A 16,796-nucleotide genomic window follows, 5' to 3' on the forward strand; every position below is an offset into this window, starting at 1 on the left:
GATGATGCATCCGTCCGTAGAAGTCCCAACGGACTCTAAGAGTCCGGAAGGTGGTATTCCGTTCCGGGAACTCTGTATAAAAATGCACAAAGTGATCGGGTTCCTCAATTTTTCAAAATTGGTCCCGTCGGGCCGTGCCGCAGTGGGTTTCGCGACACCGGCTCGTCGTCAAATGCCCAATGCCTTAAATGCGTTCCCGACGTCACGCGGCGAGGTCACATGCACGGCTGTCAAGCCGCGCGCCCGCGCTCCCTCGATGTTTTCGGCAAGATCGTCGAAGAACACGATGCGCCCGGCGGGCACGCCGATCGCCGCAACGACGTGGTCGAAGGCCTCCGCATCCGGTTTGCGCAAGCCGATGCTGGACGACAAATACAGCTCGCGGAAATGGCCGAGGACGCCGGCATATTCCCTCGAGAAATGGTCCACATGCGGCCGGTTGGTGTTGGAGAAAGCATAGAGCGGCATCTGCTTCGCTGCGCGAGGCAGCAGCGCGGCGATGTCAGGCATTTCGCCGGCGAAGATCGCGTTCCAGCCTTCCAGGAACTGCGCATCCGAAATGCCGATTCCGAGCGAGGCTCGCAGTGAGGCGAAATAGTCCTCATCGCTGATCTTGCCCATCTCGTGCAACCGATAGGCTTCGCTGTCCCGCACATAGCGCGCGACGATGGCTTCAGGCTTGCAGCCGGCATGTCCCGCCCAACAGGCGATCGCCTTGGAGAAATCGATATCGAGCACCACGCGGCCGAGATCGAACAGAAGCGCATCCGCGCTGCCGGGAGAGAGCGATGTCACCTTCGTCCTTTCACTCAGTATCGATACGGCTCGTGGTCGAACAGCGGAAACGCGCTGAACACACTCGGCGCGTTGGTTGCGGTGGCCTGGTGCAGGCAGGATTTGTTGACCTCGGCGAACGAGGTCGCACCCAAGAGGCCGAGGCAGCGCAGCACTTCGTCTTCGAGCAGCTCCAGCATGCGGGCCACGCCGGCTTCGCCGGCCGCCGCCAGCGCCCAGCATTGCAGCCGGCCGATGCCGACGAGGTCGGCGCCCGCCGCGATCGCCTTGACGATGTCGGTGCCGCGACAGACGCCGCCATCGACCATGATCTTGGCGCGGCCGTTCACGGCGTCAACGATCTCGGGCAGCACGTGCATGGCGCCGCGACCGTGATCGAGCTGACGGCCGCCGTGGTTGGAGACGTAAATCCATTCAACGCCGTGATCGATCGCGATCAGCGCGTCCTCCGGCGTCGCGATGCCCTTGAGGATCAGCGGGATCTTGAACTTGTCCTTTATCATCTTCACCGTCCGCCACTCCAGACCCTTCTGGTAATCGCCGCCGGTGGCGCGCAGGCGGCTCTCGCGAACGTAGCGTTTGGCGATGTCACGTTCGCGACGGCTGTAATGAGCGGTATCGACGGTCAGGCAGAAGGCGGCATAGGCGTTCTTCTCAGCCCGGCTGACGACGTCGGCGACGAAGGCGTCATCGCCGCGCACATAGAGCTGGTAGAGGCGCAGCGCGTCGGGCGCAGCTTCGGCGGTCTTCTCGAGGCCGGGCTCGGACACCGAACTGAGCATGTGCGCCGCACCGAAAGTGCCGCAGGCGCGTGCCACGCTCGCCGCACCATCCGGATCGAAGATCTCGAGCGCGCCGACAGGGGCGAGTACCACCGGCAGGCGCATCTTGCGGCCGAATTGCTCGACCGAGCCGGTGACCTTGCGGACATCGCGCAGCACACGCGGGCGGAAGGCGATCTCGTCCAGCGCCATGCGGTTGCGACGCATCGTGGTCTCGGTTTCGGCCGCGCCGACGATATAATCCCAGGCATTCTGGTTGAGGTTGGAACGCGCTTTCCGGATGAATTCATGCAGATTCTGGAACGGCTCGGTGCTGGCGCCGAGCTCGACGTTCCTGTCCGGTTGGATGCGGGGTGCTTCGTTCATTGTTATCCTCCCGAGAATTTGAAGCCTTACCTCATCGCCTAACCCGTCCAGGTCGCCAAAACCATCCTAAAATGGCATGGCTGCAAGGCGTGGGCCGGCCGGCCGTCCCCGCTGGGCACGAACCGGGTCCTGCAACGTTGCCAAAAGTTTAGGTCCCGGCGAAGGGATTTTTACGGTGTACCCGCCGGCGTGGCATCCCGGCCTTGAAGAAACCAGAATGGTATTGTGAGAAGCAGGCTGGATCGCCATTTGCATGGCGGCTCTCCAGCCCCACCGAACCGCGAAGCAAAAAGGCCAGCCTATCCATGCGGAAAACCCTGCTGTTTCCACTGGGCGCGCTCACCGGAGCGTGTCTGACCCTTCTGGTAGCCAGTCCGCACGGCGGCGTGTGGGCGGCACGGGCGGCAGCGAGCGCGGATGACGCCTATTCCAAGCTCAATCTGTTCGGCGAAGTGTTCGAGCGGGTGAAGGCGAGCTATGTCGAGAAGCCTGACAATGCCAAGCTGATCGAAGGTGCGATCACCGGCATGGTGACCTCGCTCGATCCGCACTCGCGCTACATGAACGACAAGGCCTGGACCGAGATGCAGGAGACCACCTCCGGCGAATTCGGCGGGCTCGGCATCGAGGTCACGATGGAGGAGGGGCTGGTCAAGGTCGTCTCGCCGATCGACGACACGCCGGCCTCCAAGGCCGGCATCATGTCGGGCGACCTCATCAGCAAGATCGACGGCGATGCCGTGCAGGGCATGACGCTTGAGCAGGCTGTCAACAAGATGAAGGGGCCGGTCGAGACCCAGACCAAGCTCACGATCGTGCGCAAGGGGGCCGACGCCCCGCTCGACGTCGCGATCAAGCGCGAGATCATCCATGTGCGCCCCGTGCGCTTCCACGTCGAGAACGGCGACATCGGCTATATCCGCGTCACCTCGTTCAACGAGCAGACCACCGACGGCCTGAAGAAGGCGATCGCATCGATCGCCAAGGACGTTCCGCCGGAGAAGCTGGTGGGCTACGTGATGGACCTGCGCAACAATCCGGGCGGACTGCTCGACCAGGCCGTGTCGGTGTCGAGCGCGTTCCTGCAGCGTGGCGAGGTCGTCTCGACCCGCGGCCGCAATCCGGAAGAGACCCAGCGCTTCACCGCGCATGGTGGCGACCTCACCAAGGGCAAGCCGCTGGTGGTTCTCGTCAATGGCGGCTCGGCCTCGGCCTCGGAGATCGTGGCCGGCGCGCTGCATGACCACAAGCGCGCGACGCTGATCGGCACGCGCTCGTTCGGCAAGGGCTCGGTGCAGACCATCATTCCGCTCGGCACCGGCAACGGCGCGCTGGCGCTGACCACGGCGCGCTACTACACGCCCTCGGGCCGGTCGATCCAGGCCCAGGGCATCGCGCCCGACATCGAGATTCTCCAGGACGTGCCGCCCGAGCTGAAGGGCCGGATGGACACCATGGCGGAGTCCCAGATGCGCGGCCATCTCCAGGCGGCCGATGGCACCGAGCAGACCGGATCGCAGTCCTATGTCCCGCCGGAAGCGAAAGACGACAAGGCGCTGCATACGGCCTACGACTTCCTGCACGGCCAGACCGCGAACGCGGTCGCCGCCAAGCCGGCGCCGAAGACTGCGGTGCCGAACTAGGCGCTCGCGACGGTAAAGTATTGATCGCCCGGGAGCGGATAGCCGTTCCCGGGCGAATTCGTTTGGGACGCCGTCTCAGCCGAGGTTCAAGGCGCTCGGTCTCAACTGTGTCAAGGCGACGCCGGAGATCGCGAGCAGCCCGCCGATCATCAATTTTGAAGTCATGTGTTCGCCCAGGAACAACACACTCGACATCAAGGCGAACACTGGAAGCAGCAGACCGAAAGGTGCGACGCGGCCAATCGAGCAACGCCCGATTAGCCAAAACCAAAGGCCAAACCCGACAATTCCTCCGATGAAAATCGTGTAGGCGAGCGCCAGCCAACCACGTCCATCTGCCGTGACGAGGCTCGCGAGTTGTCCATGTTCAAGGAGCAGCGACATTAACATGACCTGCGGCACGGTGAGCAGCGAGGACCATCCCATCAACATCAGGGGATCAAAAGGGCCGTAGCGCTTCGTCAACACGTTGGACACCGCGAAAGCGAAGGCCGCCCCGACCACGAGCAGCAGTGGAAGCGCGTTTGCGGAGAGGCCGGGCCCTGCTGCCAACACGACCACGCCGACGAATGCAAGCGCCACTCCGGCGGACGTGGTGAGAGACGGCTTCTCCGCGAGCAGTGGCCACGCCAACAGCACGGTGAAGGGCGTGGCGAGTTGATAGGCGAGGGCCGACATGCTTCCCGAGCCGAGCCCAAGGCCAACATAGAACAGCCCGAAGTTCAGCCCACCGAGGAAAATCGAAATAGCCGCGATCGGGCCGAACTGTGGACGCGTGGGACGTTTGACGAGCGGAACGAGCAGCATTGCGATGGCCAGGAAGCGCAGCGCGAGGAAGAACAGAGGCGGAAATTCCGCAACGCCGACTTTGATGGCCACGAACTGATAACCCCAGAGCAGGGGGACGGCCACAGCGCAGACGATCTGGATGGCGGACATGGCATTCTTCCTTTAAAGACCGATCAGTCCATATATTGGCGTGCCAGCAGCAGGGGCGTCCAAACGTGTCTACCTGATGAAACGGTCGAGAAGCGCGTCAACGGTGGCTTGCGACGTGATCCGCGTCGGTGCCGTTTTGCCGACCACGCGCAGCCCCTCGACGAAACAGAGGAGAATTTTGGCGGCACTGGAAGGCTCGACGCCATCGGCCAATTTGCCCGCCGCCTTGGCACGGGACAGGGCATCAGCCACCCTGGCCTCCATGGCTTTGAAAAAGCTCGCGATGCGGCGATCGACTTCAGCGTCACGGCCAGCCAGTTCCATGGCTGTGGCCACCAGCAGGCATCCGCGCCGACCATTGGCCCCGCTCGTTCGGTCAACGTAGCCGGCGAGGTAGGCCCGCAGTCCATCGACCGGCTCTTTGTCGAATTCGACGTCCATCCGTGTCAGGGCCTCGGCGACGTAGCGATCAAGCGCACGCAGGAACAGCGAGTGCTTGTCTCCGAAAGCGGCGTAAAGGCTGCCACGCGAGAGCTGCGTCGCACGAAGCAGGTCCGGTAGCGCCGTGGCGTGATAGCCGCGTGACCAGAACACCCCCATCGCGCGTTCGACAGCGGCGTCCGTGTCGAAACTTCGGGGACGGCCACGGGGCGAGGGCACTGGGTTTTGGCGGCGCATTGCCGATATATAGACCAAACGGTCTTCAATTCAAGCGGTCGCTCGCGCCGTTTGGCTGTACGTCGATGTTTTCTAGCTTGCCTCACGGCGGCGGCTTTCGTTGCCGCCGCGCTGGGCGAGACGGCTGCGATGGAGCGCGAACAGCTCCAGCACCTTGTCGGCGGGCTTCGCGGCGCTGAATAGATAGCCCTGCATCTCGGAGCAGCCGAGTGCGCGCAGCAGCCGCTGCTGCTCCTCGGTCTCGACGCCCTCGGCCGTGGTGGTCATGCGGCGGGCGGCCGCGAGATTGACGACCGCCTGCACGATGCTGGCGGAGCCGTCGGGGCCGGCGAAGTCGTTGACGAAGCAGCGGTCGATCTTGATCTTGTCGAACGGGAAGCGGTGCAGATAGCTCAGCGAGGAGTAGCCGGTGCCGAAATCGTCCAGCGCGATGCGGACGCCGATGGCGCGGAGTTGATGCAGGATTGCAAGCGCCGTGTCGTCGTCGCGGATCAGCACCGCCTCGGTGATTTCGAGCTCGAGCCGGCTCGCCGGCAAATTGGAGGCGGCAAGCGCCGCCATGATCTTCAGCGCCAGCGTGCCGCTCTTGAACTGCACCGGCGAGACGTTGACGGCGAGGCGGATGTCGTCAGGCCAGTTCGCCGCGTCCCGGCAGGCGGTCGCCAGCACCCATTCGCCGATCTCGTTGATCAGGCCGGTGTCCTCGGCGATCGGAATGAACTCGGCCGGCGAGACCATGCCGCGCTCGGGATGGCGCCAGCGCACCAGCGCCTCGCAGCCGGTGATGCGGTCGTCCTTCAGGCCGAGGCAGGGCTGGTAATACACCTCGAGGCCGCCTTCGCGCCCGCCTTGGGCGATGGCGTGGCGCAGGTCGATCTCGAGCTGCCGCCGCTCGTGGATCTTGGCGTCCATCTCCGGCTCGAAAAAGCGGTAGGTGCGGCGCCCTGCGGCTTTGGCGGCGTACATCGCCATATCCGCGTTCTTCAGGATCTGGTCCAGCGCCGTTCCATGTTGCGGCGCCAGCGCGATGCCGATGCTGGCGTCGGTGGCAAGATGATGTCCCATGCAGTCGAACGGCGCGCGGATGGCCTCAAACACCCGCGCGACGAGTTCGTTGACCTGATCCAGCGATCTCACCGCGCTCTGGACGATGGCAAATTCGTCGCCGCCGAGGCGCGCCACGAAGTCCGCCGGCCCCGCACAGCGGTGGAGGCTCTGCGCGACCGACTTCAGGAGCTCGTCGCCGACGAGGTGCCCGAGCGCGTCGTTGACGCCCTTGAACTCGTCGATGTCGATGTAGTGCACCGCGAGTTGTTCGCCGCCGGCGACGAGATCGAGTTCCTGACGCAGATGCTCGTGGAACATGGTACGGTTGGGCAGGTCGGTCAGCGCGTCGTAATGAGCGAGATGGGTGATGCGCTCCTCGATACGCCGGCGCTCCGTGATGTCCTCATGCGTCGCCACCCAGCCGCCGTCCGTGAGCGGTTCGTTCACGATCTGGATCGAGCGACCGTCGGAGGTCTCGACCACCATGGAATTGCGCACGTGGACGTCGCGCAGGACCCGTGCGACATATTGGTCCACATCGCCGGTGAACGAGCCGGTGGCTTTGCGGTGCGCAATGATGTCGTGGAAGCTGCAGCCGGGTCTCACGATTTCGGCCGACAGCCCGTACATCTCGATGTAGCGCTGATTGCAGATCACGAGCTGCTGCGAGGCGTCGAACAGCAGCAGGCCCTGGGTCATATTGTTGACGGCGCGGTCGAGACGCTGCTTTTCCAGCGTCAGCCGTTCCCGCGAAAGACGATGCTGCTCCAGGAGCTTGCGAACGATCGCGATCAACACGCCCGCGATGGCCAGCGCGGAAGAGGCCGCGACCGAGATCAGGATGCCGATCTGCTCGCGCCAGTCCGTCAGGGCCGTCGCGCGCGTCGTGGTGGCCATCATCAGGATCGGGAAGTGAGGCAGGGCGTGTGAGGAAATCAGCCGGTCCTCGCCGTCGACGGGGCTCATGAAGCGGCCGGTAAAATGGTCGAGCCCGAAAACCCTTTGATGCGCGAACGGACCGTTCTTGAAATTCCGTCCCATCAATTCATTGGAATGGGGATAACGGGCGAGCATCGTGCCGTCCCGGTGCAGCATCGAGATCGTCGTGCTTTCGCCGAGCACGGCTGACTCGAAGAATTTTTCGAAATTTGCCGGCTCGATGCCGCGTCCGACCGCACCCATGAATTCGCCGTTCGGTCCGACGATCTTGCGCACGATCAGGATGGTCCAGGCGCCGGAGATGCGACTGTAAAGTGGCTCGATCAGGACGTCGGGAGCGTCGGGATTGTACCGGAAGGTCTGGAAATAGGCGCGATCGGCAACGTTCACGTTCGGAGCCGGCCATACCGTCGACGAATTGATCAAATTGCCTTCGGCATCGATGATATTGAGGCCGCCTATGTAGGGCAGTGCGTCGATCTTCGAACGCAGCATCCGATGGAGGTCCTGGCCGGCGAGGCGCTTGCGATAGTCCGCCGCACTGGTAATGCCGCTCGCGCGGACGTAGTCGACGAAATCCTTCTGGATGACCGCGAAATCCTGCAATTGCTGGTCGAAATGATGGGCCAGCATCAGCACGGTGTTTTCCAGCTCGCGGCCGGAGCTGCGCAGCGCACGTTCGCGGAAATTCTGCGCCATCAGCGTCGCGCCGACGGCGATCGCAGCGATCAGCAGCGTGCCGCCCACCACCAGCCAGCGGATCGGTCCGCTGCGCACGAAGGCCTGGTCAAAAAGGCGACTGCCGAATCCCGTCATCATGATCGATCGTTGTCGTGCGCACGTCAGGGTCAATTCTTGGCCCCGGAAACATCCGTTGGTTTACGGGAACGGAGTGGAGGCGAAGTTAGCAAGCTGGGTTAATGCGCCGTGAACGGACGCTCACAAAAGCAATCAATATGCGGGACGCGCGGCCTGCAGGAATTGCCGGAAGCTTCCGCGGCCGAGCAATTTCTGCCGATCATCGCGATGATCAATCGAAGCTTAACCATCTAAGGTGCTGGCGATCCTCACGTCCGTATTGGCACACGAATTGCGAACGTCTTCGCAACGACGAACGTCTTCGCAACGACGCAGAGGGATACGATCATGAAGAATGCTTTGAAGGATTTTCTCGCCGACGAAACCGGCGCAACCGCGATCGAGTATGGCCTGATCGCCGCCGGCATCGCGCTTGCGATCATCGCCGTGGTGAACGGCCTGGGCAGCAAGCTCAATTCAAAATTCGGGTCGATCAGCGCGTCGCTGAAGTAGCAGCGGCAATCAGACGCGGTAATGGCCGGACTTGCCGCCGAGCTTCTCGACCAGGTGGATGCCTTCGATGCGCACGCCGCGTTCCACCGCCTTGATCATGTCGTAGATGGTGAGACAGGCGACCGAGACGGCGGTGAGCGCTTCCATCTCGACGCCGGTCGGGCCCGTGACCTTCACGCTGGCGCGGACGAGGCAGCCCGGCAGCTTCGCGTTGGGCTCGATCTCGACCGTTACCTTCGACAGCGCGAGGGGATGGCAGAGCGGGATCAGCTCCGCGGTGCGCTTGGCAGCCATGATGCCCGCGATGCGGGCGGTGCCGAGCACGTCGCCCTTCTTGGCGTTGCCGGACACGATCAGGTCAAGCGTCGCCCTGGTCATGACAACGCGTCCTTCCGCGACCGCGAGCCGCTCGCTCGCGGGCTTATCCGACACGTCAACCATCCGCGCCTCGCCGGAGGCGCCGATATGGGTGAGGGCAGGGCCGGTCTTGGACTTGGACTTGGACTTGGACTTGGACTTGGCTGGTTTCGTCGCGCTCGGCTTGCGGGCCATGTCAGCGCGTGCCCGTCGCGCGCGCCGTCGTCTCGCGCGCCAGCAGCGTACGGGTCGCAGCGGTTACGTCGGCTTGCCGCATCAGGCTCTCGCCGACCAGGAAGGTCGACATGCCGACGCGCTCGAGCCGGGCGAGATCGGCGGGCGTAAAGATGCCGCTCTCGCCGACCATCAGCCGGTCCTGCGGAATCAGCGGCGCCAATGTTTCGCTGGTCGCAAGCGTGGTTTCGAAGGTGCGTAAATTTCGATTGTTGACGCCGATCATCGGCGAACGCAGCTTCAGTGCGCGATCAAGCTCGGCGCGGTCGTGAATCTCGATCAGCACGTCCATGCCATGGGTGATGGCGGCGTCCTCGAGCTCTTTTGCCGTGGCATCATCGAGCGCCGCCATGATGATCAGGATGCAGTCGGCGCCGTGCGCGCGGGCCTCCGCCACCTGGTAAGTGTCGAACATGAAATCCTTGCGCAGCACCGGCAGTGACGTTGCCGCGCGTGCCGCTACCATGAAGTCGAGATGGCCCTGGAACGAGGGCGTGTCCGTCAGCACCGACAGGCAGGCAGCACCGCCGGCCTCATAGGCCCTTGCGAGCAGCGGCGGATCGAAATCGGCGCGGATCAGGCCCTTTGACGGCGAGGCCTTCTTGACCTCCGCGATCAGCGCGTAGTCGCCATTGGTGTGCTTGGCCTTGATGGCGCGCAGGAAGCCGCGCGGTGCTGCTTGCGCCTTGGCCTTCGCTTCCACAGCCGACAGCGGCTGCGCGCGCTTGGCCGCCGCGATTTCCTCGCGCTTGTAGGCTTCGATCTTGGTCAAGATATCCGACATGTCAGGCTCAGCCGTTCGAGACCGCGATCAAATGTTTCAGCCGCGCGCTCGCCGCGCCGCTGTCGAGTGATTTTGCGCCGATCACGACGCCTTCCTTGAGGTCCTTGGCTCGCCCCGCCACGACCAATGCGGCAGCGGCGTTGATCAGCGCGACGTCACGGTAGGGGCTCGGCTTGCCGTCGAGCACGCTCTGCAAGGCGATAGCGTTCGCGTCGGCGTCGCCGCCTTTGAGTGCACCGGCCTCGCAGCGCGGCAGGCCCGCGTCCTCCGGCTTCACCTCGAAATTCCGGATCTCGCCGTTGTGGAGCGCGGAGACGAAGGTCGGGCCGGTGAGGGTGATTTCGTCGAGGCCATCGGAACCGTGGACGACCCAGGCGGATTCAGAGCCGAGGTTCTTGAGTACTTGCGCCAGCGGCTGCACCCATTGCCGGGAGAACACGCCGACCATCTGCCGCTTCACGCCCGCCGGATTGGACAAGGGGCCGAGCAGGTTGAAGATCGTGCGTGTCGCAAGCTCCACCCGGGTCGGGCCGACGTTCTTCATGGCGGGATGATGGGCGGGGGCGAACATGAAGCCGATGCCGCATTCGCGTATGCAGCGGCCGACCTGCTCCGGCCTCAGATCGATCTTCACCCCGAGCGAAGCCAGCACGTCGGCGGCGCCGGAGCGCGACGACAGTGCGCGGTTGCCGTGCTTGGCCACCGGCAGACCGGCGCCCGAAACGATGAAGGAGGCGCAGGTCGAGACATTGACCGAGCCGGAGCCGTCGCCGCCGGTGCCGACAATGTCGACGGCGTCCGCGGGCGCATCGACCGTGAGCATTTTGGAGCGCATTGCCGCGACCGCGCCGGTGATCTCGTCCACGGTCTCGCCGCGCACCCGCAGCGCCATCAGCAGGCCGCCCATTTGCGAGGGCGTAGCCTCGCCGGACATCACGGCGTCGAAGGCGGAAGCCGCTTCGTCACGCGACAGGCTGGCGCCGGTCGCCACTTTTCCAATGATCGATTTCAGGTCGTCCATCGCGTGCTTTCAACTCACTGGTTCGCGCCGGTCACCTGCGCGAAGGCGGCCTGATTAATGGTGGTCCCGATGTCGGTTTCGAGCTTGTTGACGTAGGAAGCGACCTGCTCCTCGGTCTGCGCGCGGTCGAGACTGTCCTTCAGCTTCTTGACCGCCTCGGAAGCGGCATCGACCGTGGGATCGACGATCTCGGTGACGCGGAACACGATCACCTCGGTGCCGCCGGTCACTGCCGTCTGCCCGACGCCGTCCTTGGCGACACGGAAGGCGGCCGACACCACGGTTACGGGCACGCTGGCGGGCGAGTCGTCGCGCTTGAAGCCGGTGGCGGTCTCGACCTTGGCGCCGATCGCGGCTGCTTCGTCGGCGAGCTTGCCGCCGGATTCGAGCTTCTGCACCATCTCGGTCGCCTTGGCTTTCAGCTTGGTCGCGATCTGGTCCTGGCGCCAGCGCGCCTCGACCTGGTCGCGGACCTCGTCGAGATTGCGATCGCGCGAGGGCGTGATGGCAAGCACGTCGTACCAGACATAGCCGCCCTTGAAGGAAATCGAATCGTTGTCGACGCCGACATCGGTGTTGAAGGCCTGCGACACCACGTCGAGGCCCTGCGGAATGCCGGAGACCGGCTGGCTGCTCGGGGCGCGGCCGGAACGGTCGACGGCGTCGATGGTGACGGCGGTGAGGCCGAGCTTCTGCGCCGCGTCGATCACGCTGGCACCGCCGCCGCGCTCGTCTTCCATCTTGTCGCGGAGATCGGCGACCTTGACCCGCGCACGCTCGGTGGCGATCTCGCGCTTGATGTCGGCGGCAACGCTCGCATAGTTCGCCTCAGCGCCCGGCTCGATCTTGTCGACCTTGACGATCGACGTGCCGAGACGGCCCTGGATCGGCTGGCTGATTTCACCGGCGGGAAGCGCGAAGACGGCGTCTCCAACTGCGGGATCGAGCGAGGATTTGGTCACGAGCCCGAGATCGACGTCGGACGCGCTCAGTCCGCGCTCCTTGCCGAGGTCCTCGAACGACGTCCCGCTGGTGAGCCGCTCGCGTGCGGCCTGCGCCTCGGCGGCGTTGGGAAATACGATCTGCTGGATCTGGCGCTTCTCCGGCGTGCCGAGCCGGTCCTTGCGCTGGTCGAACGCTTTCTTGGCATCCTCGTCCGACACCTCGCTCCACTTGCCGATCTCCTCCGGCGAGACCACGACGAACGCGATCTTGCGATATTCGGGCGCGCGGAACTGGACCTTGTGATCTTCGAAATAGGCGGCGAGCGCCTCGGGCGATGGTGCGTCGATGGTGCCGGCCTGGGCCGCGTCGAGCCTGACGAATTCAATGGCGCGCTGCTCGTTCTGGAAGCGCGTCAGCACGTCGAGCATCGCCTTCGGCGGCTCGAGGCCGGCACCGATCGTGCCGGTGATCTGCCGACGCAACGAGACCTTGCGCTGCTCCGAAACGTAGCGCTGCTCGGTATAGCCGAAATTGCGGATCACGGACTGGAAGCGGTTCGAATCGAAGTTGCCGCCGACGCCTTTGAAGTTCGGATCGTTCATGATGAGCTGGCGGATCTGGTCGTCAGACTGGCCGAGCCCAAGCCGGCGCGCCTCTTCGTCGAGGGCGGCTTCCGCGATCGTCTGCTGCAGCACCTGACGGTCGAGACCGAAGGCGCGCGCCTGTTCAGGCGACAGCGGCCGGCCGAACTGGCGGCTGATCTGCTGGAGGCGATCGGTGTAAATCTGACGGAACTCGTTCAACGAAATCTCGGTGCCGCCGACCTTGGCCACGGTGGATTGCCCGAAGCCCTTGAAGATGTCGGCAATGCCCCAAACGCCGAAGCTGATGATCAGCACGCCCATCACAACGGCCATAATGGTCTTGCCGAGCCAGTTTGATGAGGCCTTGCGCATTCCTCGAAGCATTTGGTCCAACTTGTTTGGCAGGAGGGGAACGGGAGCGCGTCTTAATGCAGATTCCGCAAAAGCGCGTCACCAAATTGATCAATCATCATAAAGTGGTGGCTTTCCCCCCGCAACCTCGGGTCCGACAGGCTTTCGATGCCTGCGGTTAAAAGCCCCTGGTCACTGGAACTGCCACGGGACCTCTGCTAGCGCATGCACAAACCAAATTTTGCTGGAATTTGACATGACCGATCCCATCCGCCCCCTGATCGCCGGCAACTGGAAAATGAACGGCCTGAAGGCCTCGACTGCCGAATTCGACGCCATGCTCAATGGTGCGGCAGAGGTGGCTGGCAAAGCCGATTTGCTGGTTTGCCCGCCAGCGACACTGATCGCAGCCTTTGCCGAGAAGGCGCGCGGCAAGAAGGTCGCGGTGGGGGCCCAAGATTGCCACCCAAAGGCCTCCGGCGCCCATACTGGCGATATTGCCGCCGAAATGCTGGCGGATTCGGGTGCGACCGCGATCATCGTCGGTCATTCCGAGCGCCGCGCCGACCATGGCGAGGGCGATGCTCTGATCCGGCAGAAGGCCGAGGCCGCCTGGCGCGCCGGGGTGACGGCGATCGTCTGCATCGGCGAGACGCAAGCTCAGCGCGATGCGAGCCAGACCCTGGACGTCCTGCGCGGCCAGCTCAACGGCTCGCTGCCGGACGGCTCCACTGCCGCAAATCTGGTCGTGGCCTATGAGCCGGTCTGGGCGATCGGCACCGGCCTGACCCCGACGTCAGGGGATGTCGAGCAGATTCATGGCTTTATCCGAGAATTCCTGACCTCCAGGTTCAAGGCGGACGGCGCCGGGATGCGCATCCTCTATGGCGGCTCGGTCAAGCCCTCGAACGCGGCCGAGCTGATGGCCGTGAAGAACGTCAACGGCGCGCTGGTCGGCGGGGCCAGCCTGAAGGCGACGGATTTCCTTGCGATTGCGCAGGGCTGTTCCTAGCTAACTCCAAACGTTAGGACCCGGCCGATCGGGGGTGGCAATGACCCGTCTGATCGTGTAACACCGCGCAACTTCAGGAAAACCCCGCGAAGCACGATTGGCCGCCGTCTCGGCGCTGTCGGCTTGTGACGGAAGGACACTATGCAGACCGTTGTCATCGTCATTCACCTCATGATCGTCACCGTCATGATCGGCGCCGTCCTGCTCCAGAAGTCGGAAGGCGGCGGCTTGGGCATGGGAGGTGGCGCAGGTTTCATGTCGAGCCGTGGCACGGCGAACCTTCTGACGCGGACCACCGCGATCCTGGCCGTCGGCTTCTTCCTCACCAGCCTGTTCCTGTCCTGGTATGCCGGCTACGACCGCAAGCCGTCGTCGATCATCGGCGCACCGGCGTCGCAGACCCAGCCGGCCGGTGGCGGGCCGATCGCGCCGCCGACCTCGGGCGGCATCCTGGATTCGCTGAAGAAGGCCGACGAGCAGCAGCAGGCGCCGGCACCGAGCGGCCCGCAGGTACCTCGTTCGCAATAAAGCAGGGGGGCCATGCAGGGCGGCTTCTACCGTCCTGCATCAACAATCCCCATCAAGGCTCTGTCACCACTCTTAGTTCTGGCTCACCCACAGCCCCGCAAAATGTTTGGGGCGGAATACGAATCGCTTTGGCGAATCGAATTCGAGGGATTAGAGGTTAAGCCCCATGGCGCGGTACATATTCATCACCGGCGGCGTGGTTTCTTCGCTCGGCAAGGGTCTGGCTTCAGCGGCACTCGGTGCCCTGTTGCAAGCCCGGGGCTACAAGGTCCGCCTCCGCAAGCTCGACCCCTATCTCAATCTCGATCCCGGAACGATGTCGCCGTATCAGCACGGCGAAGTATTCGTGACCGATGACGGCGCGGAGACCGACCTCGATCTCGGTCACTATGAGCGCTTCACGGGGCGGCCGGCGACCAAGGCCGACAACATCACGACCGGGCGCATCTACCAGGACATCATCTCCAAGGAGCGGCGCGGCGATTATCTCGGCGCCACCATCCAGGTGGTTCCGCATGTCACCAATGCCATCAAGGATTTCGTCCTCGACGGCAACGACGATTACGATTTCGTGCTGGTCGAGATCGGCGGCACTGTCGGCGATATCGAAGGCCTGCCGTTCTTCGAGGCGATCCGCCAGCTCAAGAACGAGCTGCCGCGCGATCACGCCATCTACATTCATCTGACGCTGCTGCCGTACATCCCGAGCGCCGGTGAGCTGAAGACAAAGCCGACGCAGCACTCCGTCAAGGAGCTGCGCTCGATCGGCATCCAGCCGGACATCCTGCTCTGCCGTACCGATCGCGAAATCCCCAAGGAGGAACGGCGCAAGCTCGGGCTGTTCTGTAACGTGCGCGAGAGCGCCGTCATCGAGGCGCGCGACGCCGACAGCATCTACGCTGTCCCTCAGGCTTACCATGCCGCAGGCCTCGACGACGAAGTGCTTGCCGCCTTCGGCATCGGCTCGCGGATTCCGCCGGAGCTGCGGAGCTGGCAGCAGATCAACGAGCGCATCCGCAATCCCGAGGGCAACGTTACTATCGCCATCGTCGGCAAATATACCGGCATGAAGGATGCGTATAAGTCGCTGATCGAGGCGCTCTCGCATGGCGGCATCGCCAACAAGGTGAAGGTCAATCTCGACTGGATCGAAAGCGAGATCTTCGAGAAGGAAGATCCCGCGCCGTTCCTCGAGCACGTCAATGGCATTCTGGTGCCCGGCGGCTTCGGCCAGCGCGGCGCCGAGGGCAAGATCCGCGCGGCGCAGTTCGCGCGCGAGCGCGACGTGCCGTATTTCGGCATCTGCTTCGGCATGCAGATGGCGGTGATCGAGGCTGCTCGGAATCTCGTCGGGATCGAGGAGGCCAACTCCACCGAGTTCGGCCCGACCAAGGAGCCCCTGGTCGGCCTGATGACGGAATGGCTGCGCGGCAACGAACTCGAGAAGCGCACCAACGCCGGCGATCTCGGCGGCACGATGCGCTTGGGTGCCTATCCCGCGGCGCTCAATCGCGGCAGCCGTGTCTCGGAGGTCTATGGCGGCGCGACCGAGATTTCCGAGCGCCACCGCCATCGCTACGAGGTCAACACCGCCTACAAGGATCGCCTCGAGCAGCACGGGCTGAAATTCTCGGGCCTGTCGCCCGACGGCGTGCTGCCGGAGATCGTCGAGTACGAGGATCACCCCTGGTTCATCGGCGTCCAGTTCCATCCCGAACTGAAGTCGCGCCCCTTCGAGCCGCATCCGCTGTTCGCGTCGTTCATTCGCGCGGCGATGGTGCAGAGCCGCCTGGTGTAAGCGGCTCAGGGCGTGGCCGTGCAGTCGCGTGCGAGATGCATCGGCTCCGGCGTGGCCGGCATTGACGTATCAGGCGTAAGCGATCCCGTAACGAGCTTCATCTGCGGCCGGCGCGTCAGCTTGTAGACGGCGGCCGGCGGCACGTTCAGCAGGGCACGATCCACCAGTTTTGCGCGCAAGCCCAGCCGATCGAGCACGGGCCGCGGGATAGGGCAACTCATGCCGTAGGTGAACTGGTAGAAGGCGCCGCCGGGGCGGACATGACTGAACGCGCCACCGACGATCGAGACGACCTTGCGCGTCGACATGTTGAGCAGCGGCAGGCCGCTCACGACCGCGCCGACGGGCGCGCCGTCATAGAGGCGCTCCGTTGCCAGCCGCCCCGCATCCATCCACAAGACGCGCGCGTTGGGAAAACGCATCTGGAGCACCTTCATGAAGTCGGAGCCGTATTCGATCAACGTGAGGTCCTGCTGACGCACGCCGCGTTTGAGCAGCTTGTAGGTGAACGCGCCGGTGCCGGGGCCGAGTTCGAGAACAGGGCCGGTCGATGCGGTGATCTCGCGGGTGATGAGATCGGCCAGCGCCGCGCTTGACGGCGCGATCGCGCCGACTCGGCGCGGGGCTGACATCCATGACAGAAAGAACGAGAGGAAATCGTTGGGCATGCGCACTCCGGCAT

15 protein-coding genes are annotated in these 16,796 nt (G+C 64.0%); 5 read left to right on the forward strand and 10 right to left on the reverse strand.

Going from position 1 to position 16,796, the window contains the following annotated elements; all coding sequences use genetic code 11:
- Window positions 1-168: 168 nt before the first annotated feature.
- Together IVA75_RS26225 and IVA75_RS26230 are read right to left on the reverse strand one after the other, a co-directional pair.
- Window positions 169-795: an HAD family phosphatase gene (locus IVA75_RS26225; RefSeq protein WP_247289616.1), complete on the reverse strand. Its 627-nt coding sequence runs from the start codon at window positions 793-795 to the stop codon at window positions 169-171.
- 14 nt (window positions 796-809) lie between these two features.
- On the reverse strand, window positions 810-1,943 hold the full coding sequence (locus IVA75_RS26230; RefSeq protein WP_247289618.1) for an alpha-hydroxy acid oxidase: 1,134 nt from the start codon (window positions 1,941-1,943) through the stop codon (window positions 810-812).
- A 305-nt stretch (window positions 1,944-2,248) separates the two neighbouring features.
- On the opposite strand from IVA75_RS26230, the gene IVA75_RS26235 reads away from it, so the two are divergent.
- Window positions 2,249-3,586 (forward strand): S41 family peptidase, encoded by a 1,338-nt coding sequence (locus IVA75_RS26235; protein WP_247289630.1) that lies wholly within the window; start codon window positions 2,249-2,251, stop codon window positions 3,584-3,586.
- 75 nt (window positions 3,587-3,661) lie between these two features.
- Here IVA75_RS26235 and IVA75_RS26240 read toward each other — a convergent pair whose 3' ends face one another.
- The 3 genes from IVA75_RS26240 to IVA75_RS26250 all read right to left on the reverse strand — a co-directional run bounded on the left by IVA75_RS26240 (window position 3,662) and on the right by IVA75_RS26250 (window position 8,008).
- Window positions 3,662-4,525, reverse strand: a complete 864-nt coding sequence (locus tag IVA75_RS26240; RefSeq protein ID WP_247289632.1) for an EamA family transporter — start codon at window positions 4,523-4,525, stop codon at window positions 3,662-3,664.
- 69 nt (window positions 4,526-4,594) lie between these two features.
- Entirely contained in the window at window positions 4,595-5,125 is a 531-nt protein-coding gene (locus tag IVA75_RS26245) for a TetR/AcrR family transcriptional regulator (RefSeq protein ID WP_247289634.1), read from the reverse strand.
- Between the two features lie 150 nt (window positions 5,126-5,275).
- Window positions 5,276-8,008, reverse strand: coding sequence for an EAL domain-containing protein (locus IVA75_RS26250; RefSeq protein ID WP_247289636.1), 2,733 nt, complete (start codon window positions 8,006-8,008; stop codon window positions 5,276-5,278).
- Between the two features lie 327 nt (window positions 8,009-8,335).
- On the opposite strand from IVA75_RS26250, the gene IVA75_RS26255 reads away from it, so the two are divergent.
- A complete protein-coding gene (locus IVA75_RS26255) occupies window positions 8,336-8,500 on the forward strand; it encodes a Flp family type IVb pilin (RefSeq protein ID WP_027567122.1) in 165 nt (54 codons plus the stop codon).
- A 9-nt stretch (window positions 8,501-8,509) separates the two neighbouring features.
- On the opposite strand, the gene moaC is transcribed toward IVA75_RS26255, so the two are convergent.
- From moaC to IVA75_RS26275, 4 genes are read right to left on the reverse strand one after another with little or no spacing between them, the layout of a single operon-like run.
- Entirely contained in the window at window positions 8,510-9,052 is a 543-nt protein-coding gene (gene moaC, locus IVA75_RS26260) for a cyclic pyranopterin monophosphate synthase MoaC (RefSeq protein ID WP_247289638.1), read from the reverse strand.
- 1 nt (window position 9,053) lies between these two features.
- Entirely contained in the window at window positions 9,054-9,875 is an 822-nt protein-coding gene (gene trpC, locus IVA75_RS26265) for an indole-3-glycerol phosphate synthase TrpC (RefSeq protein ID WP_247289640.1), read from the reverse strand.
- A 7-nt stretch (window positions 9,876-9,882) separates the two neighbouring features.
- A complete protein-coding gene (gene trpD, locus IVA75_RS26270; RefSeq protein WP_247289643.1) occupies window positions 9,883-10,896 on the reverse strand; it encodes an anthranilate phosphoribosyltransferase in 1,014 nt (337 codons plus the stop codon).
- A gap of 14 nt (window positions 10,897-10,910) precedes the next feature.
- Window positions 10,911-12,809 carry a peptidylprolyl isomerase gene (locus tag IVA75_RS26275; RefSeq protein WP_247289645.1) on the reverse strand — a complete coding sequence of 633 codons (1,899 nt, stop codon included), beginning with the start codon at window positions 12,807-12,809 and terminating at the stop codon, window positions 10,911-10,913.
- Window positions 12,810-13,032: 223 nt separating this feature from the next.
- On the opposite strand from IVA75_RS26275, the gene tpiA reads away from it, so the two are divergent.
- The 3 genes from tpiA (at window position 13,033) to IVA75_RS26290 (ending at window position 16,114) form a co-directional block, all read left to right on the forward strand.
- The gene (gene tpiA, locus IVA75_RS26280; RefSeq protein WP_247289647.1) at window positions 13,033-13,788 is read left to right on the forward strand and encodes a triose-phosphate isomerase; all 756 of its coding nucleotides are present in this window, start codon (window positions 13,033-13,035) and stop codon (window positions 13,786-13,788) included.
- Window positions 13,789-13,929: 141 nt separating this feature from the next.
- On the forward strand, window positions 13,930-14,316 hold the full coding sequence (gene secG, locus IVA75_RS26285) for a preprotein translocase subunit SecG (protein ID WP_007590603.1): 387 nt from the start codon (window positions 13,930-13,932) through the stop codon (window positions 14,314-14,316).
- A 166-nt stretch (window positions 14,317-14,482) separates the two neighbouring features.
- Entirely contained in the window at window positions 14,483-16,114 is a 1,632-nt protein-coding gene (locus tag IVA75_RS26290; RefSeq protein WP_007590604.1) for a CTP synthase, read from the forward strand.
- A gap of 5 nt (window positions 16,115-16,119) precedes the next feature.
- Here IVA75_RS26290 and IVA75_RS26295 read toward each other — a convergent pair whose 3' ends face one another.
- Window positions 16,120-16,782 (reverse strand): rRNA adenine N-6-methyltransferase family protein, encoded by a 663-nt coding sequence (locus IVA75_RS26295; RefSeq protein ID WP_247289649.1) that lies wholly within the window; start codon window positions 16,780-16,782, stop codon window positions 16,120-16,122.
- Window positions 16,783-16,796: the final 14 nt, after the last annotated feature.

Source organism: Bradyrhizobium sp. 134, from assembly GCF_023074155.1.
In the GTDB taxonomy this organism is placed as follows: Bacteria; Pseudomonadota; Alphaproteobacteria; order Rhizobiales; family Xanthobacteraceae; genus Bradyrhizobium.